The organism is Streptomyces sp. NPDC056169, assembly GCF_042268445.1.
Lineage (GTDB): Bacteria > Actinomycetota > Actinomycetes > Streptomycetales > Streptomycetaceae > Streptomyces.
In genome coordinates this window covers 66,047-91,047 of sequence record NZ_JBHJUO010000011.1, presented here as the reverse complement: position 1 = coordinate 91,047, position 25,001 = coordinate 66,047, and the positions used below count along the sequence as shown (strand labels likewise).

Annotated in this window: 13 protein-coding genes and 1 pseudogene; 12 read left to right on the top strand and 2 right to left on the bottom strand. The window is 73.9% G+C overall.

Annotated features, from left to right (window positions below; all coding sequences use genetic code 11):
• Nucleotides 1-58 precede the first annotated feature (58 nt).
• The 4 genes from ACFC0G_RS19250 to ACFC0G_RS19235 all read left to right on the top strand — a co-directional run bounded on the left by ACFC0G_RS19250 (nt 59) and on the right by ACFC0G_RS19235 (nt 13,495).
• Nucleotides 59-9,130 (top strand): SDR family NAD(P)-dependent oxidoreductase, encoded by a 9,072-nt coding sequence (locus ACFC0G_RS19250; RefSeq protein WP_376404687.1) that lies wholly within the window; start codon nt 59-61, stop codon nt 9,128-9,130.
• A gap of 72 nt (nt 9,131-9,202) precedes the next feature.
• On the top strand, nt 9,203-11,602 hold the full coding sequence (locus ACFC0G_RS19245) for a beta-ketoacyl synthase N-terminal-like domain-containing protein (protein ID WP_376404685.1): 2,400 nt from the start codon (nt 9,203-9,205) through the stop codon (nt 11,600-11,602).
• Nucleotides 11,599-12,387 (top strand): thioesterase II family protein, encoded by a 789-nt coding sequence (locus ACFC0G_RS19240; protein ID WP_376404683.1) that lies wholly within the window; start codon nt 11,599-11,601, stop codon nt 12,385-12,387. The genes ACFC0G_RS19245 and ACFC0G_RS19240 overlap by 4 nt, the downstream gene beginning before the upstream one ends.
• A 70-nt stretch (nt 12,388-12,457) precedes the next feature.
• Nucleotides 12,458-13,495 (top strand): ketoacyl-ACP synthase III family protein, encoded by a 1,038-nt coding sequence (locus ACFC0G_RS19235; protein ID WP_376404681.1) that lies wholly within the window; start codon nt 12,458-12,460, stop codon nt 13,493-13,495.
• Between the two features lie 27 nt (nt 13,496-13,522).
• Here the strand turns inward: ACFC0G_RS19235 and ACFC0G_RS19230 are convergent, their stop codons facing one another.
• Together ACFC0G_RS19230 and ACFC0G_RS19225 are read right to left on the bottom strand one after the other, a co-directional pair.
• Entirely contained in the window at nt 13,523-13,864 is a 342-nt protein-coding gene (locus ACFC0G_RS19230) for a YrdB family protein (protein WP_376404679.1), read from the bottom strand.
• A 65-nt stretch (nt 13,865-13,929) separates the two neighbouring features.
• A complete protein-coding gene (locus tag ACFC0G_RS19225; RefSeq protein WP_376404677.1) occupies nt 13,930-14,733 on the bottom strand; it encodes a BTAD domain-containing putative transcriptional regulator in 804 nt (267 codons plus the stop codon).
• Nucleotides 14,734-15,029: 296 nt separating this feature from the next.
• Between ACFC0G_RS19225 and ACFC0G_RS19220 the strand changes: the two genes are divergently transcribed.
• The 8 genes and pseudogenes from ACFC0G_RS19220 to ACFC0G_RS19185 all read left to right on the top strand — a co-directional run bounded on the left by ACFC0G_RS19220 (nt 15,030) and on the right by ACFC0G_RS19185 (nt 24,994).
• Nucleotides 15,030-16,952 (top strand): HAD-IIIC family phosphatase, encoded by a 1,923-nt coding sequence (locus ACFC0G_RS19220; protein WP_376404675.1) that lies wholly within the window; start codon nt 15,030-15,032, stop codon nt 16,950-16,952.
• Nucleotides 16,949-17,173 (top strand): phosphopantetheine-binding protein, encoded by a 225-nt coding sequence (locus ACFC0G_RS19215; protein WP_024761885.1) that lies wholly within the window; start codon nt 16,949-16,951, stop codon nt 17,171-17,173. Before ACFC0G_RS19220 ends, ACFC0G_RS19215 begins: the two co-directional genes overlap by 4 nt.
• Before the next feature lie 37 nt (nt 17,174-17,210).
• A complete protein-coding gene (locus ACFC0G_RS19210) occupies nt 17,211-18,749 on the top strand; it encodes an MFS transporter (protein ID WP_376404673.1) in 1,539 nt (512 codons plus the stop codon).
• Nucleotides 18,750-18,865: 116 nt separating this feature from the next.
• Nucleotides 18,866-19,882: a hypothetical protein gene (locus ACFC0G_RS19205; protein ID WP_376404671.1), complete on the top strand. Its 1,017-nt coding sequence runs from the start codon at nt 18,866-18,868 to the stop codon at nt 19,880-19,882.
• A 39-nt stretch (nt 19,883-19,921) separates the two neighbouring features.
• Nucleotides 19,922-20,989: pseudogene (gene pdhA / locus ACFC0G_RS19200) on the top strand (pyruvate dehydrogenase (acetyl-transferring) E1 component subunit alpha); the annotation flags it as partial.
• 2 nt (nt 20,990-20,991) lie between these two features.
• Entirely contained in the window at nt 20,992-21,972 is a 981-nt protein-coding gene (locus tag ACFC0G_RS19195) for an alpha-ketoacid dehydrogenase subunit beta (RefSeq protein WP_376404669.1), read from the top strand.
• A gap of 21 nt (nt 21,973-21,993) precedes the next feature.
• Complete coding sequence (locus ACFC0G_RS19190) at nt 21,994-23,367, top strand: dihydrolipoamide acetyltransferase family protein (RefSeq protein WP_376404667.1); 1,374 nt, start codon at nt 21,994-21,996, stop codon at nt 23,365-23,367.
• 46 nt (nt 23,368-23,413) lie between these two features.
• Nucleotides 23,414-24,994, top strand: coding sequence for a methylmalonyl-CoA mutase (locus ACFC0G_RS19185; protein ID WP_376404665.1), 1,581 nt, complete (start codon nt 23,414-23,416; stop codon nt 24,992-24,994).
• Nucleotides 24,995-25,001 lie beyond the last annotated feature (7 nt).

Genomic DNA, 25,001 nt, shown 5'->3' with positions numbered 1-25,001 from the left:
TCCGCCCGGCTCCTGCAAACCACGTCAGTACGACATGCCGACCGCGAGGGACCTTCTTGTGACGACGCAACCGACCCATGAGGATTCGGCAGACCGGAAGACCGGTGCCGGGCGAAGCACCACCACCCCGCTCAGCCGCGCGATGGACACCATCAAGCGGCTGCGCGGAGAGCTCGAAGAGGCCCGTTCCGGGCAGAGCGGACCGCTCGCCGTCGTCGGCGTCGGACTCCGCCTGCCCGGCGGCATCGTCGACCTCGACGGCTACTGGGAGGCACTCTCCGAGGGCCGCGACCTGGTCGCCCCGATGCCCGAACACCGCAAGGGCCCGTTCGCCGCGGAGTGGGACACCCTCCCGCGCCGGGGCGGCTACCTCGACGAAGTACTGGAGTTCGACGCCGGGTTCTTCGGCATCAGCCCCCGCGAGGCCCGCAGCCTCGACCCCCAGCACCGCCTGCTCCTCGAAGTGGCCTGGGAGGCCCTGGAGGACGCGGCCTTCGCGCCGGAGTACCTCTCCGGCCTCCGGACCGGCCTCTACGTCGGCGTCACCGGCCAGGACTACCGCGACTGGCAGCCCGCTGGCCAGGAGGACGCGTACTGGCTCACCGGCAACGGCCACTGCTTCGCCGCCGGCCGCATCGCCTACACCATGGGCCTGATGGGCCCGGCCGTCGCCGTCGACACCGCCTGCTCGTCCTCGCTCACCGCCGTCCACCTGGCGGGGCAGGCCCTGCGCCGCGACGAGTGCGACGTCGCCATCGCCGCCGGCGTCAACCTGATCCTGTCGCCGCGCTCCACCCGCCTCATCCAGCAGACCAACTCCCTCTCCCCGGACGGTCTCTGCAAGACCTTCGACGCCCGCGCCAACGGCTTCACCCGCGGCGAGGGCTGCGGCGTCGTCGTCCTCAAGCGGCTCTCCGAGGCCCTGCGCGACGGCGACCGGGTGCACGCCGTGATCCGCGGCAGCGCCGTCAACCAGGACGGCCGCTCCTCCGGCTTCACCGCCCCCAACGTCCGCGCCCAGATCGCCCTCATCCAGGCCGCGCTCGACGACGCGGGCCTGACGCCCGCCGCGATCGGCGCCCTGGAGGCCCACGGCACCGGCACCGCGCTCGGCGACCCCATCGAGGTCGAGGCGATCGTCGAGGCCCTCGGCCGCCGCGACGGCGGCGCCCCGCTGCGCATCGGCTCCGTCAAGACGAGCATCGGCCACCTGGAGGCCGCCTCCGGCATCGCCGGACTCATCAGGGGCGTCGCGTCCGTCAAGCGGCGCGCGGTCCCGCCCGTCGTCCACCTGGACACCCTCAACCCCCGCATCGACATCGCCGACACCGGCATCGAGTTCCCGCGCGGCGAGACCCCGTGGACCGGCGAGGACGGCGCGGGCGACTGCCTCGGCATCAGCTCCTTCGGCATGAGCGGCACCAACGCCCACGTGGTCCTCGGCCCGCTCACCGCCGAGGAACTCGCCGCCCCCGCGACCGGCTCCGCCCCCGTCACCGGGTTCGAGATCACCGCCCGCAGCGAGGACGCCCTCCGCGCCTGGGCCGGCCGGCTCGCCGAACGCGTCGCCGAACTCCCCGAGGACGCCTACCCGGCGTTCGCGTACACCGTCACCGAGGGCCGCGCCCGCCACGCCGTCCGCGCCGCGATCACCGCCGGAGGCCCGGCCGACGCGGCCCGCGCCCTGCGCGCCCTCGCCGCCGGCGACACCACCGACGAGGCCGTACGCCTCGACGGCACCGCTTCCCCGGCCGATGCCCTCCCGCGCCAGGTCGCCGACCTGCCGGCCTACCCGTGGGAGCGGGTCCGGTACGCACCGGAGACGGCCGCCCCGGCGACGCTCCGCTCGGCCGCCGCTGCCGACACCACCGCCGACTCCGCCACCGCCGACTCCGCCACCGCCGTGGAGCCGCTGCCCGCGCTCGCCGTCGAGTGGATCCCGTACACCCCGGCCGCGACCGCCCCCAACACCCCGCTGGTCGTGGCCGGGGACGACAGCGCCGCCGTCGCCCTGCTCGCCGAGGCGGCCCGCACCGCCGGCCGTACCGTCACCGCCCTCGACACCCTCCCCGCCACCACCGAGGAGTGGGCCCGGGTCCGGGGCGAGCACGGCGGCGACCTGCTGCTCGCGCTCGCCGCCGCCCCGCTGCCCGGCACGCTCGACGCCGCCGCGCCCACCGCGCACGCCGCGGCCCTCTGCGCCGCCGCGACCACCGCCGTCCGCGCCCTGCCCGCCGGCACCGGCCGGGTCCACCTCGTCACGGCGGGCGTCCGCCAGGTGACCGGCTCCGACCCGATCGCCGCCGCCGACCACGGCGTCCTGCACGGCCTCGCGCCGGTCCTCGCCCTGGAGTTCCCCGACACCTGGGGCGGGATCGTCGACCTGCCGGCCGTCCCGACCGCCGCCGACGCCACCGCCGCCCTGGCGGCGCTCGCCGACGGCTCCGCCGAGGACCTGATCGCCGTCCGCGCCGGCGCCGCCCACGCCGGGCGCCTGCGGCCCGCCGCCGAAGCGCTGCGCCCGCTGCCCGTCCGCCCCGACGCCACGTACCTCCTCACCGGCGGGCTCGGCGCCATCGGCACCGGACTCGTCCGCGACCTCGCCGCCCGCGGCGCCCGGCACCTCGTCCTCCTCGGCCGCCGGCCCCAGGACGAACTGCCCGCAGAAGCCCGCGAGTTGCTTGCCGAGCTCACGGCCTCCGGCGTCCAGGCCGTCTACGCCTCCGCCGACACCGGCGACGCGGCCCGCCTCACCGAGGCCCTCGCCGTCCTCGACGGCCTGCCGCCCGTCCGCGGAGTGGTGCACGCCGCCGGCAGCATCGACCGGCTGCCGCTCGCCGAGGCCGACGCGGACACCTTCGCGACCGCCCTCGCCGGCAAGTTCACCGGCGCCGCCTGGCTGCGCCTGCTCGCCGCCGACTGGCCGCTCGACTTCCTCGTCCACCTCTCCTCCGTCTCGGCGGTCTGGGGCACCGACGGCTACGGCGCCTACGCCGCGGCCAACGGCGGCCTCGACGCCGTCGCCGCGCTCTGCGCCGCCGAGGGCATCCCGGCGACCAGCGTCGCCTTCGGCCCCTGGGACCTCGACGGCATGGCGAGCCCCGAGGCCCGCGCGCTCCTCGCCCGGATGGGCGTCAGCCCCGTCGCCCCCGCCGAGGGCTTCGCCGGACTCGCCGGAAACGGCACGGGCGCGCACACCGTCGCCTGCCGCCTGGACGCCGAGCGCTTCCGCACGGTCATGAACTCCGTACGAGCCCGGCCCCTGTTCGACGGCCTCACCGGGGCGGACCCGGCCACCGACGCCACGCCCGACACCCCGACCGAAACCCCGGCCGCCGCCTTCGCCAGGGAACTCGCCGAGGCCCCCGAGCACCGCCGCCCCACCCTCGTCACCCGCCGCACCCGCGAGGTCCTCGCCGGCATCCTCGGCCACGACGACGCCACCGCCCTGCCCGAGACCACCGGCTTCCTCGACCTCGGCCTCGACTCGATCATGGCCGTCGACGCGGCCGCCGCGCTCACCGAGACGCTCGGCGTCGACGTCGGCATCGGCGACATCTTCGGCCACCCGACCGTCGAGCGGCTCTCCGCCGAACTGACCGGCCGCCTCGCCGGCCGCACCACGGCCCCCGCGCCGCGCAAGGCCCCGGCCGCCGCCCGCCCCGCACCGGCCCCGGCCGCCGAGGTCACCCCGGCCGCCGGACAGCACCGGTCGACCGACCAGGAGCCCATCGCCATCGTCGGCATGGCCGGCCGCTTCCCCGGCGCCGACTCCGTCGAGGAGTTCTGGTCCCTGCTCGACGAGGGCCGCGACGGCGTCGGACCCGTCCCCGCCGACCGCTGGGACACCGGCACCCTCCACGACCCGGCGGGCGCCCGACCCGGCTCCATCTCCACCGACCAGGGCGGCTTCCTCCGCGACATCCGCCGCTTCGACGCCGCGTTCTTCGACGTCCCGGCCCGCGAGGCCGAGAGCCTCGACCCGCAGCAGCGCCTCCTCCTCGAAGCCGCCTGGCACGCCCTGGAGGACGCGGGCACCGACCCGAAGTCCCTCGCCGGCAGCCGCACCGGAGTCTTCGTCGGCATCTCCAACTCCGACTACGCCCGCGTCCTGGAGAGCGGCGGCCTCGAACCCCTCGACGCCTACTTCGCGACCGGCACCGCGCTGAACGCCGCCGCCGGACGCCTCTCCTACTACCTCGGCGCCCAGGGCCCCGCCCTCGCCGTCGACACCGCCTGCTCGTCCTCGCTCGTCGCCCTCCACCTCGCCGTGCGCTCCCTGCGCTCCGGCGAGACCGACCGGGCCCTCACCGGCGGCGTCAACGTCATCGCAGCACCCTCCTGCTCCGTCGCCGTCAGCCGCGCCCACATGCTCGCCCCCGACGGACGCTGCAAGACCTTCGACGCCTCCGCCGACGGCTTCGTCCGCGCCGAGGGCTGCGGAGTCCTCGTCCTGCGCCGCCTCTCCGACGCCCTCCGCGACGGCGAGCAGGTCCTCGCCGTCATCCACGGCAGCGCCGTCAACCAGGACGGGGCCTCCTCCGGCTTCACCGCCCCCAACGGCACCGCGCAACGCCAGGTCATCCGCGCCGCACTCGCCGACGCGGGCGTCGAAGGCGCCGAGATCGGCTACCTGGAGGCGCACGGCACCGGCACCTCGCTCGGCGACCCGATCGAACTCGAAGCCGCCTGGGACGTGTTCGGCCCCGGCCGCCGCCCCGGCGAACCGCTGCTCATCGGCTCCGTGAAGAGCAACATCGGCCACTGCGAGTCCGCCTCCGGCATGGCCTCCGTCTTCAAGACGGTCCTCGCCCTGCGCAACGGCCGCATCCCCGGCGACCTGCACTTCGAGAACCCCAACCCGCACGTGCCGTGGCGCGACATGAACGTCCGCGTCGTCGACTCCCGCGCCACCTGGGCCCGCGGCGACGCCCCGCGCCTCGCCGGCGTCTCCGGCTTCGGCTTCTCCGGCACCAACGCCCACGTCGTCATCGGCGAGGCACCCGCCCCCGCCGAGCAGACCCCGCCGCGCGACGCCGCCGACGGACTCCTCCTGCCGCTCTCCGCCCCCGACGCGGCCGGTCTCGACCGGCTCACCGAGCAGTGGCGGCGGACCCTGGAGGAGACCCCCGAGGAGGCGCTCGCCCAGCTCACGGCCACGGCCGGCGCGGGCCGTGCCCATCTCCCGGTGCGCCGCGCCGTGTTCGGCCGCGACCGCGAGCAGCTGCTCGCCGCGCTCGCCTCGGCGACCCCGGCCGCCGGCCCGGTCAAGGCGCCCCGGGTGGCGTTCCTCTTCTCCGGCCAGGGCGCCCAGTACTTCGGCATGGGACGCGAACTGTACGAGACGGAACCGGTGTTCAGCGCGGTCTTCGACGCCTGCGACCGGGCCCTCGCCCCGCACCTCGGCGACTCGCTCCTCAACCTGGTCTTCTACGGCGACGACCCGACCGTCGTCAACCAGACCCGGATCACCCAGCCCGCCCTCGTCGCCCTGGAGCTGGCACTCGCCGCGCTCTGGGAGTCCTGGGGCGTCCGCGCCGTGGCCGTCATGGGCCACAGCGTCGGCGAGATCGCCGCGGCCGTCCACGCCGGGGTGATGAGCCTCGACGACGGCATGACGCTGATCGCCCACCGCGCCCGGCTCATGCAGTCCACCGCACCCGGCGGGATGCTGTCCGTCCCGGAGGACCCGGAGACCGTGGCCGCCTGGGCCGCCGAGGCCGGAGTCGACGTCGCCGCCGTCAACGGACCGCAGTCCGTCGTCGTGGCCGGCCCCTCCGACCGGCTCGACGCGCTCGCCGAACGCCTGCGGAACCAGGGCGTACGGTGCCGTCCGCTGACCGTCTCGCACGCCTTCCACTCCCGGCTGATGGACCCGGTCCTCGACGAGTTCCAGCAGGCCCTCGCGGGCCTGGAGTTCGGCGCCCCGAAGCTCCCCGTCATCGCCAACGTCACCGGCACCGAGGCCGGCCCCGACACCTTCACCCCCGCCTACTTCGCCGACCACATCCGCCGGCCCGTCCGGTTCGTCGAAGGCGCCCGCGCGCTGAGCACCCTCGACGTCGACGTGCTCCTGGAAGTCGGCCCCGACCGCACCCTCGTCAACCTCGTCCGGGCCGCCGGACTCACCCCCGACGGCGGCTCCACGCCCTCGCTGCGCCGCGGCGGCCAGGACCGCGCCGTCCTGCTGGGCGCCGCCAAGACGCTCTACGAGCGCGGCCAGAGCCTCGACTGGACGAAGATCACCGGGACCCGCACCGACCGCGCCGACGCCCCCCGCTACCCCTTCGCCGACACCGCGTACTGGACCACGGCGGGCACCCGAGGCAGCACGGTCACCGGCTCCGCGGCCACCGGGAGGTCCGCCTCCGCGGCCGTCCGCACCGGCGCCGGACGCCACTGGGGCGCCGAACTCCGCTCGCCCGGCCTCACCGGCCGCGCCTTCTCCTTCGAGCGCAGCTCCGGCTTCCCCGCGTACCTCACCGACCACCGCCTCTACGGCACGGTCGTCACCCCGGCCGCGTCCCACCTCGCCACCGTGCTCTCCGCCCTCGGCAACGACGGCAGCCCCGTCGTCGTCCGCGACCTGATCTGCCCGCGGGCCCTGGTCATCAAGGACGGCGAGGAGTACGAGGCCCAGATCGTCGTCGACCGGCCCACCGCCGACGGCGGCGCCGAACTCTCCGTACAGAGCCTGCTCGACCCCGAGCGCGGCGTCTGGCAGAAGCACATCGGCGGCCGGTACTCCAGCGGCCCCGAGGCCCACCGCCCGCCCGCCGAGAGCCGTACCGCGTTCATCGACTCCAGCGACCGGCACCTGAGCAGGACCGAGTTCTACGACTACTTCCGGGAGCTCGGCTACACCCTCGGCCCGTCCTTCCAGTGGATCGACGAGGTGTGGATCCGGGGCGACGAGGCACTCGTCCGCTACACGATGCCCGAACTCCCCGACGACCCGGCCGGATACGAGCTGTACCCGGGCCTGATCGACTCCTGCTTCCAGAGCATCGCCGTCTTCCTCGTCGACGACGGAGCCGTCGAGGCGCCCTCGCTCGCCATCCCGTTCGCCGCGAAGGAGCTCTCCTTCCACGGCCGCCCGCTCGCCGAAGGCGGCGAGCTGTGGGGCCGGGTGCGCGTCCTGCGCGCCGAACCCCTCCCGAACGACCGGCTGCGCGTCGAGACCGCCGACCTCCACCTGTACGCCAGGGACGCCGTCACCGGCGCCGAGCACAGCGTCTTCACCGCCGACGAGTTCCGCATCCGGCACGCCTCCCGGGCCGTCCTGGAGGCCAGCCTCCGCGGCGACGGCCTCGTCCACACCCTGGACTGGGCGCCGCTCCCCGAGACCCCGGAGGCCGGCGCGAAGCTCGGCGTCCTGGTCCTCGCGGACGATGCCTCCAAGGACGGAGCCCCCGAGCTCCTCGCCGCGCTGACCGCCGCCGGACACCGGGCCGTCGTCCACACCGGCGACCTGCCCGCCCACCCCGACGCGGACCTCGTCCTCGACGCCCGCTGGGCCGTCCCCGGCACCGGTGACGCGCCCGACGCCCTGCACGCGGCCCAGACCCTCGCCGCCGGCCTGCGGACCCTCCCGCAGACCCAGCCGTACCTCCTGGCCGTCGACGGCTCCGCCGGGCGGGCCCCGCTCCGCGAAGCCCTCTTCGGCATGGCGACCGCCCTGGAGGCCGAGCAGGCCGACCGCCGCCTCACCCGGGTCCGGCTCGACGCCGCCCACTCGGCCCGGCCCCTCGCCGAGCTGATCGGCGCGCTGCCCGGAGAGACCCGGCTCGCGCTGACCGACGACGGCGTACGGGCCGCCCGGCTCGTCAAGGTCGCGGCCGAACCCGACGGGGACCGGCCCGCCGGCGGCGCGCTCGTCACCGGCGGACTCGGGGCCCTCGGCCTCGCCGTCGCCACCGCCCACGCGGCCCGGGGCGGCGACCGCCTCACCCTGATGGCCAGGTCCGCTCCCGGCGAGACCGAGCAGGGCGTCATCGACGGACTGCGCGCCTCGGGCGTCCGCGTCACCGTCGTCCGCGGCGACGTCACCGACCCCGCCGACGTGGCCGCCGCCGTCGCGGCCGCCACCGCCGACGGACCGCTCGGCACCGTCTACCACCTGGCCGGCGTCAACGCCGACGCGGCCTTCGGCTCCCTCACCGACGCCTCGTACGAGAAGGTCTTCCACGCCAAGGCACGCGGCGCGGACGTCCTCGCCGAGGCGATCACCGGACACGACCCGCAGGCCCTGGTGCTGTTCTCCTCGGTCTCGGCCGTCCTCGGCGCCGCCGGACAGGCCAACTACGCCGCCGCCAACGGCTACCTGGACGGACTCGCCGAACGGCTCCGCGACCGGGGCGTCCCCGCCGTCAGCGTCAACTGGGGCCCCTGGGTCCCGGAGGCCAAGGGCGGCATGGCCGCCGCAGCGGCCGTCGAACGCGCCGCGGGCCGGCTCGGCATCCGCGCCCTGTCCGACGCCGACGCGGCCGCCCCGCTCGCCCTCGCGACGGACGCGCCCCTGGCCCGGCTCGTCGTCGTCGGCCTCGACCCCGCCCGGTACGCCGAGCAGAACGCCGGCCACGCCCGCGCCGCCCTGGTCGCCGAACTCACCGGCCCCGCCCCGGCCGCCGAGCGCTCCGGCGCCGACGCCACCGCCGAACCGGCGGGCTGGATCACCGAGCGGCTGCGCGGCACGGACGAGGAGGAGCGCGAGCACGTCCTGCGCGCCGCCGTCCGCTCGCTCGTCGCGCGGATGCTCGGCTCCGACGACGGACTCCCCGCCGACGGCTCCGCCGACGCGGAGGGCTTCTCCGAGCTCGGCCTCGACTCGATCATGGCGATCGACCTGCGGGCCGCCCTCGCCCACGCGATGGGCAAGGACCTGCCCGCCACCGTCGCCATCGACCACCCGAGCGTCCTGTCGATGAGCGAGTTCCTCCTGGCCGAGGACGCCGCGTCGCCGGCCGCCCTCGCCACCACCACCCCCGCACCGGCGACGAAGCCGGTGTCCGCCCTGGTGCCCAGCACCGCCGACACCCCGCAGGCCGGGCCGTCGTCCGAGGAGCTCGACGAGCTGTCCCTCGACGATCTGCTCCAGGCCGTCCACGACGACCTCTCCCAGGAGCGGTGAGCAGGCGATGAAGGCGATACCGACCCCGATACCCGCGCACACGGCGACACCCACCCCCGCAGGAGCAGAGTGATGGCGACCGGCCCCGACACCGCAGCACTGCGGCAGGTCATCCAGGACCAGCTCAAGCTGTCCCGCCGCCTCAAGGACCGCGTGGCCGAGCTGGAGGCCCGCACCCACGCCCCCGTCGCCGTGGTCGGCACCGCGATGCGGCTGCCCGGCGGCATCGACACCCCCGACGCGTACCGGGACTTCCTGTACGCGGCCGACCCCGACACCCGGGCCGTCGGCCCGATCCCCGAGGACCGCACCGGCCTGCGGTCCGTCTACCACCCCGAGCGCGGCAAGGAGGGCCACTCCTACGTCGACCGCGCCGGGTTCCTGGACGACATCGCCTCCTTCGACGCGGCGTTCTTCGGGATCTCGCAGCGCGAGGCCGAGACCATGGACCCGCAGCAGCGCCTGCTGCTCGAAGTGGCCTGGGAGGCCCTGGAGCGCGGCGGCATCGCCGCCCGCCGCCAGGACCGGCTGCCGATCGGCGTGTTCGTCGGCGTCATGGCCTCCGAGTACGGCCGCAGGTTCGTCCACGACGGCGACTACAGCCGCATCGACCCGTACCACTCCACCGGCAGCGGCCACTGCTTCGTCGCCGGCCGGATCAGCTACGCGCTCGGCCTCTCCGGCCCGGCGACCAGCGTCGACACCGCCTGCTCCTCCTCGCTGGTGGCGATCCACCAGGCGGTCAGGGCGCTGCGCGGCGGCGAGTGCGACTACGCGCTCGCCGGCGGCGCCAACCTGATCCTCGGCCCCGACCTGATGGTCTCCCTGTGCCAGGGCGAGGCCCTCTCGCCCGGCGGCAGGTCCCGGAGCTTCCTCGCCGACGCCGACGGCTACGGCCGGGGCGAGGGCGTCGGCATGGTCGCCCTGATGCGGCTCGACGACGCCCTCGCACAGGGCCACCCGGTGCTCGCCGTCGTCCGGGGCAGCGCCGTCAACCACGACGGGGCCTCCTCCGGCTTCACCGTGCCGAGCGGCCCCGCCCAGCAGGAGGTGATCCGCGCGGCCCTGGCCGACGCCCGGGTCGCCCCCGGCTCGGTCGGCTACGTCGAGGCGCACGGCACCGGCACCGCCCTCGGCGACCCCATCGAGGTCGGCGCCCTGGACGCCGTCCTCGGCACCGGCGCGGGGGAGCGGACCGCCCCCGTCGCCCTCGGCAGCGTCAAGGCCCGGATCGGGCACCTGGAGGCCGCGGCCGGCATCGCCGGCGTCCTGAAGCTGGTCCTGATGCTCGGCGACGGGACCGTCCCGGCGGGCGCCCAGCCCGGCGACGGACGCCTCAACCCGCTCATCCCCTGGGACCGGATCGCCCTCACCGTGCCCCGGGAGGCGGCCCCGTGGGCGGGCGCCCCCGAGGACCGCACCGCCGGCATCAGCGCCTTCGGTCTCTCCGGGACCAACGCGCACGCCGTGCTCTCCGCATACCACCCGGCACCCGCCGCCCCCGCGGACGTACCGGCGCACCACCCGGAGCTGCTCACCCTGTCCGCCAAGGACCCCCGGGCGCTCGCCGAGCTGTCCGAGCGGGTGCAGGAGGCGCTGACGGGCCTCGACGCCGCCGGTGTCGCCTCCCTCTGCCACACCCTGCGCGCCGGCCGGGTCCACTTCGGCCACCGGCTCGCCGTCGTCGGCACCGACGCGGCGGCCCTGGCCGACGCCCTCGCCGCCGGGCAGCCGGCGGACGGCGCGCGCTCCGCCGACCGCGTCGTCCTGACGACCGGCCCCGACACCGCCGCCCTGGAAGGCGCGCTGGCCGAACTGGCCCGCCACTACCCGGGGTTGGCCGGAACCATCGGCGCGGAGGGCACGCCCGCCGCCCGGCTGCGGGCCGTCCTGACGCTCCTCGGCGTCAAGACGACCCTCGCCACCGGGGCCGACGCGTCGGCCCCGGGCGCCGCCCGGATCACGGCCGGCGGGCAGACCCTGCCGCTCACCGGCGCCGCCCCCGAGGACGCGCCCCGCCTCCTCGCCGAGGCGCTCGCCACGCTCTACCGGGGCGGCGCCCCCCTGCGGCTCGACCACCTCGGCGCGCCCGGCGCGGTGTTCGTCGACGCCCCGACCTACCCGTTCCAGCGCAAGCGGTTCTGGATCGAGGAGACGGCCCCCGAGCCGGCGCACGCCGTGCCGGTCCCGGTCGCCCCCACCCGTACCGCCCCGCTCGACCGGGCCGAGATCGGCGCCTATCTGACCACCGAGCTCGCCGCCGTCCTCAAGGCGGACGGGGCGCTCGCCCCGGACGTGCCGTTCTGCGAGGTCGGCGGCGACTCCTTCACCGCGATGCTCCTCACCAAGAGCGTCGAGCAGCAGTACGGGGTGGAACTGCCCACCCTGGACTGCCCGGTGGAGATGCCGGTCGCCGATCTCCTCGCCCACCTCAGCGAGCAGGTCTGCGTCGCCATGGGGGTGGACACGTGACCGTCGTGAGGAGCCCGTTCCTGCGGCCCCGCCCGGTCGACGAGCCGGCGGTCCGGCTGATCGGCTTCCACCACGCGGGCGGTTCCGCCGCCGTCTACTACCCCTTCGTCCGGCATCTGCCGGCCGACTGGGACCTGCTCCTGCTCGACCTGCCGGGCCGCGGCAGGCGGGCGGCGGCGCCCCAACTGGACGACATGGCCGAGGTGGTGGAGACCGTCGTCGCCGACGTCCTGCCGTGGGCGGACGACGACGCGCCGTTCGCCCTCTTCGGCCACAGCATGGGCTCGGTCGTCGCCCTGGAGACCGCCCGGGCCCTGGAGGCCCTCGGCCGGTACCCGGTGTGGACCGGGGTGTCGGGGCGGGTCGCGCCCGTGCACCCGGGCGTCGGAGCCGTACCGCTGCACGCCCTCGACGACGCCGCGCTCCTCGACGTGATGCTGAACCTCGGCGGCATGCCCGAACGGGTCACCGAGGCCAGTGAATTCCTCGACCGGTTCCTGCGGACCGTCCGCGCCGACCTGAAGGCCGTGGACAACTACCGCCCCGCGCCGGGCCGTTCACCGCTGAGCTCGCCGCTCACGGTGTTCGGCGGCACCCAGGACGCCTGGGCCCCGGCCTCCGCCATGCACCTGTGGCGCCGCGAGACCGGGGCGCGGTTCGCCCAGCGGTTCTTCCCCGGCGGCCACTTCTACTTCCTGGACTCCGGCTTCCCGGCCCTGGCGGACCAGGTGGTCGGCCAGATCGAGGCCTGCCTCGACCTGGCGGACGACGTACAGGTCGCGTAAGCGCGCACCGCACGACACAGCAGTCGCACAGCCCGTCACACACACGCATCACATCAGAGGGAGAACGCACATGCGCTGGGACAACCTGTACGTCGCCGGACTCGGGGCCTACCTTCCGGAGCAGGTCGAGACCGCCGCCGAGGCCGTCGCCGCCGGCCGCTACGACGCCGAGGAGGCCACCTCCAACGGCATCCGCGCCGTCCGCGTGGCCCGCGCCGACGAGCCCGGCCCGGTCATGGCCGCCCACGCCGGCCGCCAGGCCGTCGAGCGCGCCGGCCGCCCCCACGAGGAGTACGACATCGTCCTCCACGGCTGCGTCGGCCACCAGGGCCAGGACTTCTGGACCCCGGTCAACTACGTACAGAACGAGACGGTCGGCGGCACCGGCCTCTCCCTGGAGATCCGGCAGGGCTCCAACGGCGGCCTCGCCGGCCTGGAGATCGCCGCCTCGCACCTCGCGAGCCGCAGCAAGCCCGCCGCCGCCCTCGTCACCACCGGCGACGCCTTCCGGCTGCCGTACTTCGACCGCTGGGGCTCCGACAGCCAGCAGGCGTACGGCGACGGCGCCGGCGCCCTCGTCCTCTCCAACCAGGGCGGCTTCGCCCGCCTCAAGTCCACCGCGACCTACACGGACTCCTCCCTGGAGCCCATCTACCGCGGCACGACGGGCTGGACCGACGGCCCGTTCCTCGACGGCAAGCCGGTCGACCTGCGCACCCGCAAGTCCGACTACCTCCTCAAGGAGGAAGGCGCCTACGACCACGTCATCCAGCAGATGACGAAGAACGCCTCCCAGGTGCTCCAGGAGGCGCTCGACGACGCGGACGCCAAGCTGTCCGACGCCCGCTTCTTCGTCCACGCCAACATCGCGGAGACGATCGCTCAGTTCTCGTTCTACTCGCTGCTCGGCGTGGACCGCGCCACCACCACGTACGACTGGGGCCAGGACTTCGGCCACATGGGCGCCGGCGACCAGCTCATCGGCATGAACCACGTCGTGGAGGCCAGGAACCCGCAGCCGGGCGACCTGCTGATCACCATGGGCGTCGGCGTCGGCTTCATGTGGACCGTCGCCGTCCTGGAGTTCACCGAGTCCCCCCAGTGGTGACGGTCCACCCCCGCCGGCGCGGCGCGCTCACTGGCTCCAGAGGAGCCGCAGCGCCGCGTTGACCAGGAAGATCCCCGCGAATGCCGCCGCCCAGCCCTGCCTCCCCGAGGCGGCCAGGGCGGCGGCGCCGCTTCCGAACCACAGCACCTCGAGCAGCACCCGGCCGCCGCCGTGCACCGCGTACGTGGCACGCGGCGCCCCGAACAGCGCCCACACGGCGATCAGACCGACCGGCACACCCACACCGAGCAGCAGCTTCAGCGGCCACTTGTCGGTCGTGGTGAACCCCCACAGGGCGACCGCCGCGTACACCGAGAGTTCCAGCAGGAACATCACAAGGAGGTTGAAGGCCTTGAGGGACGAGAGCATGAACGACTCCTAGAACGTGCGGGTGCGGGCTTCCGCGGTGCGGGGGTTCCGCGCGGATGGGCAGATCAGACCGTCAGATCGGTACGGAGCGTGAAACGGGTCAGCCGGGGGTCGGAGCTGAGGATGGCGCGCTGGAGCTCCTGGAGCCGCGGCGACGGCTCCACGCCCAGCTCCTCCACGAGGAAGCCGCGGAGCCCGGTGAACGCCTCCAGGGCCCGCCACTGCTGACCGGACCGGTAGAGCGCCGTCATGTACTGGGCGCACAGGTTCTCGTGCATCGGGTGGCGGGCGGTCAGCACCGCCAGCTCCGACAGCAGCGCGTGGTGCCGGCCGAGCGCCAGATCGGCCTCGACCCGCGACTCCACGACGCACAGGTGACTCTCCTCCAGACGCGTCACCTCCACGCCGAGCCGCAGCCCGTGGTGCACGTCCACCAGCGCCCGGCCGCGCCACACCGCGAGCGACTGCCGCAACAGCCGCGAGCCCGTCTCCCGGTCGCCGAGGTCCAGCGCCCGCCGCCCGGCGGCCGCGAGCCGCTCGAAGGCGTGCACGTCGACCTCCTCCGGCGTGATGTCGAGGAGATATCCGCCGTACCGGGTCGCCAGCACGTCCTTCGCCCGGCGCGGACCCTCCGGCGGCAGCGCCGCCTCGATGCGCTTGCGCAGCTGGAGGATGTACGTCTGCAGCGTCGTCTGCGCACTCCGCGGCGGCTCCATGTCCCACAGCTCCTCCATGAGCGTGGGCACCGGCACTATCTGGCCGGCCTGCAAGGCAAGCAGCGCGAGGATCTGCCGGGGCTTCCCCGCGGTCGGCAGGAGCGCCACCCCGTTCTCCGAAGCCTCGAAGGACCCCAGGACCTTGATGTCCATGCAGCTCCACCCCTCCACTCGCCAGCTCTCATGGTGCTACCGAGTCTGGCCCGCCCGCCTGTTGTGACGACAGTGCCCAGGTCACCGGCCTCCCATGAACCCCGAACGTGCCGATCCATGAGAAATCCATGGTCCGTACGGGGCCGCTGGACGGGAGTGCGAGTCCGGCTCAAGCGCCGCCGCCCACGATCGGCCCGTACCGAATGCCCGTACGGACGATCTGCCCGTACCGGCGAACTGTCCGCACAACGAGGACAGGGCCCGGCCGACGGAGGCGCGCGCGTGAGGAGAGATCATTGACCACGGTATCCAGCCCGGCGGATCGCGAAACCCGGAAGTCCCCGCTGGAATCACTGCGCGCGCTGCGCGCCGACGGCACTCTGGCCGAGAACTACCCGTCCGTCGCCCCGCTCCTCGCCGCCATGGTGTCCGGCGGAGCGGACGCCGACTTCCGGCGGGCCGGCAACCTCCTCGTCCAGCTCGACCGGCAGGCCGTCCTCGCGGCCCGCCCGGACACCGAGACCGCGGTCGTCACCCTCACCGGACACTCCACGATCGGCGGCGTACGAGCCCCGCTGACCGCCGAGTTCGCCCGCCACGGCGTCCTCGTCGAGGACCGCCTCGGCGACTTCGACGCCTACCTGCGCGACCTGCGCGACCCCACGAGCGCCCTGCACGCCCCCGACGTCGACCTGGCCCTGTGGATCATCGACCCGCAGACCCTCCTCGACGAGATGGGCACGCCCTGGCAGGCCGACGACCTCGTACGGACCGCCGAGCGCAAGCTCGCCCAGATCGAGAGCCTCGCCACCGCCTTCACCGGGAACGCCACGGCCGCGCTGGTCCTCAACACCGTGCCGCTGCCCCGCAGCGTCACCCACCAGCTCATCGACCACGAGTCCCGGGCCCGCGCCGGCATCGCCTGGCGCGACTTCAACAGCGGCCTCCTGCGCCTCGCCCTCGGCAACCCGCGCATCCACGTCGTCGACCTCGACCCCGTCGTCGCCTCCGGCGTCCCGCTCGACGAGCCCCGCATGGCCGCCTACGCCAAGGCCAACCTCGGCGACGACCTGCTCGCCCGCTACGCCCGGGAGGTCGCCCACCTCTCCCGCATGCTGCGCGGCCGCACCAAGAAGGTCCTCGTCGTCGACGCCGACAACACCCTCTGGGACGGGATCCTCGGCGACGACGGCCCCGACGGCATCGCCGCCGCCACCACCTTCCGCGGCGAGGCCTTCGGCAACTTCCAGCGGGTCGTCAAGCAGATCGGCACCCAGGGCATCCTGCTCGCGGTCAGCAGCAAGAACGACCACGAGCCCGTCGTCCAGGTCCTCAAGGACCACCCCGACATGGTGCTCCGCGAGGCCGACTTCGCCCGCGTCAACGCCAACTGGCAGCCCAAGGACGCGAATCTGCTCGACATCGCCGAGAAGCTCAACCTCGGCGTCGACAGCTTCGTCTTCGCCGACGACTCGCCCTTCGAGTGCGGCCTGGTCGCCGACAGCCTCCCGCAGGTCGCCGTCGTCCGCCTCGACGAAGAGCCCGCCCTGCACATCGAGAAGCTCCTCGCCGACGGCTGGTTCGACACCGCCCGCCTCACCGACGAGGACCGCGCGCGGGCCGCGCTCTACCGCACCGAGTCCGAGCGCGCCGAACTCCTCGAGAACGCCGGCTCCATGGAGGAGTACCTCGAAGGGCTCGGCGTCCGCGTCAAGCTCGCCGAGGCTGGCCCGGGGGACATCGACCGGGTCGCGCAACTCTCCCTGCGCACCAACCAGTTCAACCTGACGACGGTACGGCTCCAGCCGGCGGACGTGACCGCCCGGGTCGACGACCCCGACCACCTCGTCCTCGCGATCCGCTCCGGCGACCGCTTCGGCGACAACGGCGTCGTCGGCGCCGTCTTCGCCCGCCGTACGGGCGAGGAACTCCACATCGACAACATGCTGCTCTCCTGCCGGGTCTTCGCCCGCGGCATCGAGCAGACCGCCGTCGCGAGCCTCCTCGCCCACGCCGCCGCCACCGGCGCCCGCGCGGTCCTCGCGAGCTACCGGCCGACCGCCAAGAACAAGAACGTCCGGGAGTTCTGGCCCTCCATGGGCTTCACCCCCACCTCCACGGCGGACGACGAGCTCCACTTCCGCCACGACCTGGAGAACCTCCCGGTCGTCCCCTCCCACATCCTGCTCGACTCCACCCTGGAAGGCACCGCGTCATGACCAAAGAGGACTTCATCCACCTGGTACGCGACGAGCTCGACCTGCCCCTGGGCGTCGACGACCTCTCCGCGGACTTCGACCACGTCGTGAGCTGGGACTCGATGCACATGCTGCGGCTCGTCGCCGCCGTCGAGCGCGAGACCGGCTCCCGCGTCCCCGTCGGCAAGCTGCTGGCCGACCGCAGCCTCGCCGCCATCTACGAGCGCATCAGCGCGGCGTGAACCGCCGAGGAATCCCGCAGAGGCAGGAGAGAACCCCATGAGCATCGACGCCCGGGACACCGCTCGGGACACCACCCGGGACACCACCAGGGCCGCCCGGCCCGCGTCCCCCGAGGCGAAGGCCGGCCCGGCCGGTCCGTCCGCCGCCGGCCCGGAGGCCCCCGCCCCCGGCAAGCGCGGACTGATCCTCGCCGTGGTCGCCGTCGCCCAGCTCGTCTGCGTCCTGGACGCGACCATCGCCAACGTGATGCTGCCCCAGCTCCGCGGCGACCTCGGGCTCGGCACGACGGGCCTGCAGTGGGTGATGAACATCTACGTGCTGCTCTTCGGCGGCCTCATGCTGCTGGGCGGCCGTCTCACCGACGTCTTCGCCCGCCGCACCGTCCTGGTCAGCGGCATCGCCCTGTTCACCCTCGGCTCGCTCGCCGCGGCCACCGCCGACACCGGCGGCATGCTGCTGACCGGCCGCGGCCTTCAGGGCATCGGCGCCGCGGTCCTCTCCCCGGCCGCCCTCTCCATCCTCGTCACGACCTACCCGGAGCCCGCCGAGCGCGCCAAGGCCCTCGGCATCTGGGGCACCGTCATGGGCGTCGGCGCCAGCCTCGGCACCCTCCTCGGCGGCGCCGTCACCGACGTCGACTGGCGCTGGGCGTTCCTCATCAACGTCCCCATCGGGGTGCTGCTGATCGCCGCCGCGTTCGTGTACGTCCCGAAGATCGTCCGCACCGGCGCCCGCCCGCCGGCCGACGTCCTGGGCGCCCTCACCGGCACCCTCGGCCTCCTCGCGCTGGTCTTCGGCATCGTCACCGCCGGCACCGACGGCTGGACCGACGCGACCGCCCTCGGCTCGCTCGCCGCCGCCGTCGTCCTGCTCGCCGTGTTCGTCCGGGTGGAGGCCACCGCCAAGGCGCCGCTGCTGCCCCTGCACCTGCTGCGCCGCCGCTCCGTCGCGACCGGCACCGTCGCCCAGCTGATCACTGCCGGTCTCATGCTGCCGGCGTTCTTCATGCTGCCGCAGTACATGCAGCTCGGCCTCGGCTACACCCCGATGGAGGTCGGCCTCGCCTACATCCCGACCTGTCTCGCGATGCTCGGCGTCTCCGGCGCCGTCCCGGTGCTCATCGCCAAGTTCGGGCCCCGCGTCCCGTACGTCATCGGCACCGTCCTGCTCGCCGTCATGCTGGTCCTGATGCTCGGCGCCGAGACCACCAGCGGCTACTGGTCGCTGCTGCTGCCCGTCACCGCACTGCTCGGCGTCGGCCTGGTGCTCTGCATGATGACGGCCCCGGTCGTCGGCACGCAGGACGCCTCGGAGCAGGACGCGGGCACCACCTCCGCCATCCTCAACGCCTCCACCGAGGTCGGCGGCGCCCTCGCCCTCGCCGTCACGGCGACCGTCGTCGGCTCCCGCCTCGCCGAACTCACCGCCCAGGGAGTCGGCACCGCCGAGGCGTTCACCGAGGCGCTCCAGCGCGGCTTCCTGGTCCTCTTCGTCTGGATCGCCGCCAACCTGGCCATCGGCCTCCTCGGGTTCGCCGGCCGCCCGGCCGCCGAAGCCGACCAGCCGAAGTCCTGACCAGCGCCGCCGGGCGGCCCCCCACCCGCCCGGCGGCCCCGTCCTCCTCTCCCACCCGCGAGGGAACCCGGACAGGAGATCCCCAGCCCGCTCTCTCCGCGCAGAGAGGCAGACAGATGCTCCAGCAACGCCACCGGTCCGCCGCACGGCACGCCGCCCCGGACGCCACCGTCACCGCCGCCCCCGCCACCGCCCAGGGCGGCCCCGTCACCCAGGGCGGCCCCGTCGCCCTCCTCCTCGGAGCGGCGGCACCCCACCGGCACCCCGGCGAGGCCGCCGCCAACTCCACCCTCCTGGAGACCTGGTCGAGCGGGGTACGCACCTGGGTCCTCGACCGCGCGGAGCTGCTCGCCGCCCGCGGCCCCGAGGCCCGGATCCTCTCCGACGAGGCGACCGGCCTCGACAGCGTCCACGCCGACGCCTGCGTGGCCTGGGCCCGCGAGCGGGAGGCCGCCGGCCACCGCTTCGACCTCGTCCTCGGACTGCGCGAGGACGTCCAGCTCGCCGCCGCCGTCCTCGCGGCCGCCCTCCACCTGCCCGGCAACCACCCGGACGCCGTCCGCCGCGTGCAGGACACCGGAGCCCGGCTCGCCGCCCTCGCCGCCGGCGGATTCCTCGTCGACGAGGACCCCGACCGGGCACCCGAGGGCACCGCCCTCACCGCCGTCGGCGCCTTCGTCTCCGGCCGGCCCCACGTCTTCCTCCTCGCCACGCCCACCGAGGACGGCTGGTCCCCGGTCACCGAGGACGGCTGGTCCCCGGTCACCGAGCGGGGCCGGTCCCCCCAGGACGCCGCCGCCGAGGCCGCCGCGGCCGTCCTCCACCTCGGACTCTGCTTCGGCGTCTTCCGGGTGGACCTGCGCGCCACCGACCGGGGCATCGCCGTCTCGGACGTCCGCCTCACCCTCGAAGCCCCCGGCCTCCAGGCCCACCTGGCCCGGACGCTGCCCTGCGTCGAGCTCTTCAACCTCGTGTACGACGACGCCCTGGGCCGTACGACGGCCCTCCCGGCGCCGCCCCTCGCCCCGGCCACCCAGCCGCCCACCGCCCCGGCAGTGCCCCCGTTCGTCCTTCTCGCGGGCGAGCCCGAGGGAGCGGCGGCGGAGCCCCACATATGCCGTGGCACCGACTGAGACCGACCGAACGAGAGCCGGAGACCCCGAATGACCACCGAGCTCGTCCAGCTGCTCACTCCCGAGGGCCGTCGGATCGACCACCCCGAGTACGCCGTCGACCCGAGCGCGGAGGAACTGCGCGGCCTCCACCGTGACATGGTGCTGGCCCGCCGCCTCGACGCCGAGGCCGTCACCCTGCAACGCCAGGGCGAGCTGGCCCTGTGGCCCTCGCTGCTCGGCCAGGAGGCCGCCCAGATCGGCTCCGCCCGCGCCCTGCGGCCCCGGGACCACGCCTTCCCCAGCTACCGCGAGCACGGCGTGGCCCTGGTCAGGGACGTCGACCCGGCCCACCTCCTCGCGCTGTTCCGCGGCGCCAGCAACGGCAGCTGGGACCCCGCCGAACGCAACTTCCACCTCTACACCCTCGTCATCGGCTCCCAGGCCCTGCACGCCACCGGCTACGCGATGGGCATGGCCAAGGACGGCGCCGACACCGCCGTCATCGCCTACTTCGGCGACGGCGCCTCCAGCCAGGGCGACGTGGCGGAGGCCTTCACCTTCGGAGCGGTCTACGACGCCCCGGTCGTCTTCTTCTGCCAGAACAACCAGTGGGCCATCTCCGAGCCCACCGAGCGCCAGATGCGGGCCCCGCTCTACCGGCGCGCCCCGGGCTTCGGCTTCCCCGGCGTCCGGGTCGACGGCAACGACGTCCTCGCGTGCCTGGCCGTCACCCGCGCCGCCCTCGACCACGTACGGACCGGCTCCGGACCGATGTTCGTCGAGGCGTTCACGTATCGCATGGGCGCCCACACCACCTCCGACGACCCGACCCGCTACCGCGACGAGGCGGAGGTCGAGGAGTGGCGCGCCAAGGACCCGATCCTGCGGCTCCGCCGGCTCCTGGAGCGCGAGGGCCACGCCGACGAGGCGTGGTTCGCCGCCCTCGACGAGGAGGCGGAGGCGCTCGCGCGGCGCGTCCGCGAGATCGTCAGGACCATGCCCGACCCCGACCCGACGACGATGTTCGACCACGTGTACGCGGACGCGCACACGCTCGTCGACGAGGAACGTGCCCGGTTCGCCGCCTACCAGGCGTCCTTCGCGGACGCCGGACGGAGCAACTAGTCATGGTCACGAAGAGCCTTCCCGTGGCGAAGGCGCTCAACGAGGCCCTGCGCGCGGCGCTGGAGGCCGACCCCAAGGTCCTGCTCATGGGCGAGGACATCGGAAAGCTCGGCGGTGTCTTCCGGGTCACCGACGGCCTGCAGAAGGACTTCGGCGAGAGCCGCGTCATGGACTCGCCGCTCGCCGAGTCCGGCATCGTCGGCACCGCGATCGGTCTGGCCCTGAGCGGCTACCGCCCGGTCGTGGAGATCCAGTTCGACGGCTTCGTCTTCCCCGCGTACGACCAGATCGTCACGCAGCTCGCGAAGATGCACGCCCGCTCGCAGGGGAAGGTGCGCCTGCCGGTCGTCATCCGCATCCCGTACGGCGGCGGCATCGGCGCCGTCGAGCACCACTCCGAGTCCCCCGAGGCGCTGTTCGCGCACGTCGCGGGCCTGCGGATCGTGTCGCCCTCGACCTCGGCCGACGCGTACTGGATGCTGCGGCAGGCCATCGAGTCCGACGACCCGGTCATCTTCTTCGAGCCGAAGCGCCGCTACTGGGACAAGGGCGAGGTCGACACGGAGGCGCTGCCCGGCGAACTCCACAAGGCGCGGGCCGCCCGCGCCGGCACCGACCTCACCCTCGCCGCCTACGGCCCGATGGTGAAGGTCTGCCTTCAGGCCGCCGCCGCGGCCGAGGAGGAGGGCACGTCGATCGAGGTCCTCGACCTCCGCTCGATGTCCCCGATCGACTTCGACACGATCCAGACCTCGGTCGAGAAGACCGGCCGTCTGGTCGTCGTCCACGAGGCTCCGGTCTTCTACGGTTCGGGCGCGGAGATCGCCGCCCGGATCACGGAGCGCAGCTTCCACCATCTGGAAGCCCCTGTCCTGCGGGTCGGCGGCTACCACGCGCCGTATCCGCCGGCGCGCCTGGAGGAGGAGTACCTGCCGGGCCTCGACAGGGTGCTCGACGCCGTCGACCGCTCGCTGGCGTACTAGGCGTACTAGGGAATAGAGATCATGGCGATTCGCGAATTCAGGATGCCCGACGTGGGGGAGGGGCTGACCGAGGCCGACATCCTCACCTGGTACGTCAAGCCGGGTGACCCCGTCGTGGACGGGCAGGTCGTGTGCGAGATCGAGACGGCGAAGGCGGCGGTGGAACTCCCCGTCCCCTTCGACGGGGTCGTACGGGAGATCGGCTTCCCGGAGGGCACGACGGTGGACGTCGGCGCCGTGATCATCTCGGTCGACACGGAGGGCGCGGCGGGCACGCCGGAACCGGTGGCCCCGGTCGTCACGACGGCCCCGGCCGTCGCGGAGACCGCCGCGTACGAGCCCGTCGGGGACAAGTCCGTCGGGGACGAGCCCGTACGGCCGGAACGCCGGCCGGTCCTGGTCGGCTACGGCGTCGTGGAGTCCTCCGCGAAGCGCCGCCCCCGCAAGCCGGCCCACGGCACGTCCCCCGGCGCCCGCGGCCCCGCCGCCGGCCCGCGCCCGCTGGCCAAGCCCCCCGTGCGCAAGCTGGCCAAGGACCTCGGGGTCGACCTGACCGTCGTCCGCCCCTCCGGCGGCGGAGGCACGATCACGCGCGCCGACGTGCACGCCGCCGCCGTGGTCGACATCGGCACCCGGGAGATCGTGGACCGGCCGGCCGCGACCCCCGCCGCGACCCCCGCAGCGCTGCCGGACGCCCGGGAGACCCGTATCCCCATCAAGGGTGTGCGGAAGGCGACGGCGGCGGCGATGGTCGGCTCGGCGTTCACCGCGCCGCACGTCACCGAGTTCGTGACGTTCGACATCACGCGGACGATGAAGCTGGTCGAGGAGCTGAAGTCCGACAAGGACATGGCGGGCCTGCGGGTGAACCCGCTGCTCCTCATCGCCAAGGCCGTGCTGGTCGCGGTGAAGCGGAACCCGGACATCAACGCGGCCTGGGACGAGGCGGCGCAGGAGATCGTGCTCAAGCAGTACGTGAACCTGGGCATCGCCGCGGCCACCCCGCGCGGTCTGATCGTGCCGAACATCAAGGACGCGCACGACCGGACCCTGCCCGAGCTCTCGAAGTCCCTGAGCGAGCTCGTCGCCACCGCCCGCGAGGGCAAGACGACCCCGGCGGCCATGCAGGGCGGCACCTTCACCCTCACCAACGTCGGCGTCTTCGGCGTCGACACCGGTACGCCGATCCTCAACCCCGGCGAGGCCGCGATCTTGGCCGTCGGTACGATCAAGCTCCAACCCTGGCTCCACAAGGGCAAGGTGAAGGCGCGTCAGGTCACCACCCTGGCACTCTCCTTCGACCACCGACTCGTCGACGGCGAGCTCGGCTCGAAGTTCCTCGCGGACACCGCCGCGATCCTGGAGCAACCGAAGCGGCTCATCACCTGGGCCTGAACGGGCACGTCCACCAGTCGAACTGAGCACAGGGGAGGCACCACACATGACGCGCGAGTCGGAGTCGGGGTTACCGATCGAGCCGGTCTACGGGCCGGGGGCTCTGGAGGGGTGGGATCCCGCCGGGAAGCTGGGCGAGCCGGGTGCGTACCCGTTCACGCGTGGTGTGTATCCGTCGATGTACACGGGCCGTCCCTGGACGATGCGGCAGTACGCGGGCTTCGGTACGGCGGTCGAGTCGAACGCCCGTTACAAGCAGCTGATCGCGAACGGCACGATGGGCCTGTCGGTGGCGTTCGACCTGCCGACGCAGATGGGCCACGACAGCGATGCGGCGATCTCCTCGGGCGAGGTCGGCAAGGTCGGTGTCGCGATCGACTCGATCGACGACATGCGGGTCCTGTTCGACGGCATCCCGCTGGACAAGGTCTCCACGTCGATGACGATCAACGCCCCCGGTTCCCTCCTTCTGCTCCTGTACCAGTTGGTCGGTGAGGAGCAGGGTGTTCCGGCGGACAAGCTGACGGGCACGATCCAGAACGACGTGCTGAAGGAGTACATCGCGCGGGGCACGTACATCTTCCCGCCGAAGCCGTCCCTGCGTCTGATCGCGGACATCTTCAAGTACTGCCGGGCCGAGATCCCGAAGTGGAACACCATCTCGATCTCCGGCTACCACATGGCCGAGGCGGGGGCGTCGCCCGCGCAGGAGATCGCGTTCACCCTCGCGGACGGCATCGAGTACGTGCGTACGGCGGTCGCGGCCGGCATGGACGTCGACGACTTCGCCCCGCGTCTGTCGTTCTTCTTCGTGGCGCGGACGACGATCCTGGAGGAGGTCGCGAAGTTCCGTGCGGCGCGCCGGATCTGGGCGCGGGTGATGAAGGAGGAGTTCGGCGCGAAGAACCCCAAGTCGCTGATGCTCCGCTTCCACACGCAGACGGCGGGTGTGGCCCTCACGGCCCAGCAGCCGGAAGTGAACCTGGTCCGGGTGGCGATCCAGGGCCTGGCGGCCGTCCTCGGCGGCACGCAGTCGCTCCACACGAACTCCTTCGACGAGGCGATCGCGCTCCCGACCGACAAGTCGGCCCGTCTGGCTCTGCGTACGCAGCAGGTCCTGGCGTACGAGACGGACGTGACGGCCACGGTCGACCCGTTCGCGGGCTCGTACGTCGTCGAGAAGATGACCGACGACGTCGAGGCCGCGGCCCTTGAGCTGATGGCCAAGGTCGAGGACATGGGCGGCGCGGTCGCGGCGATCGAGCGTGGTTTCCAGAAGAACGAGATCGAGCGCTCGGCCTACCGGATCGCGCAGGAGACCGACAGCGGCGAGCGGGTCGTCGTCGGCGTCAACCGCTACACGATCGACGTCGAAGAGCCCTACGAACCCCTCCGCGTCGACCCCGTCATCGAAGAGGAACAGGCGGCCCGCCTGGCGAAGTTGAGGGCCGAACGCGACCAGACGGCCGTCGACGTCGCCCTCATCGAACTGAAGAAGGCGGCCGAGGGCACGGACAACGTCCTCTACCCGATGAAGGACGCCCTCAAGGCCCGCGCCACCGTCGGCGAGGTCTGCAACGCCCTCCGCGAGGTCTGGGGCACGTACGTCCCCACCGACGCCTTCTAGGACCGTG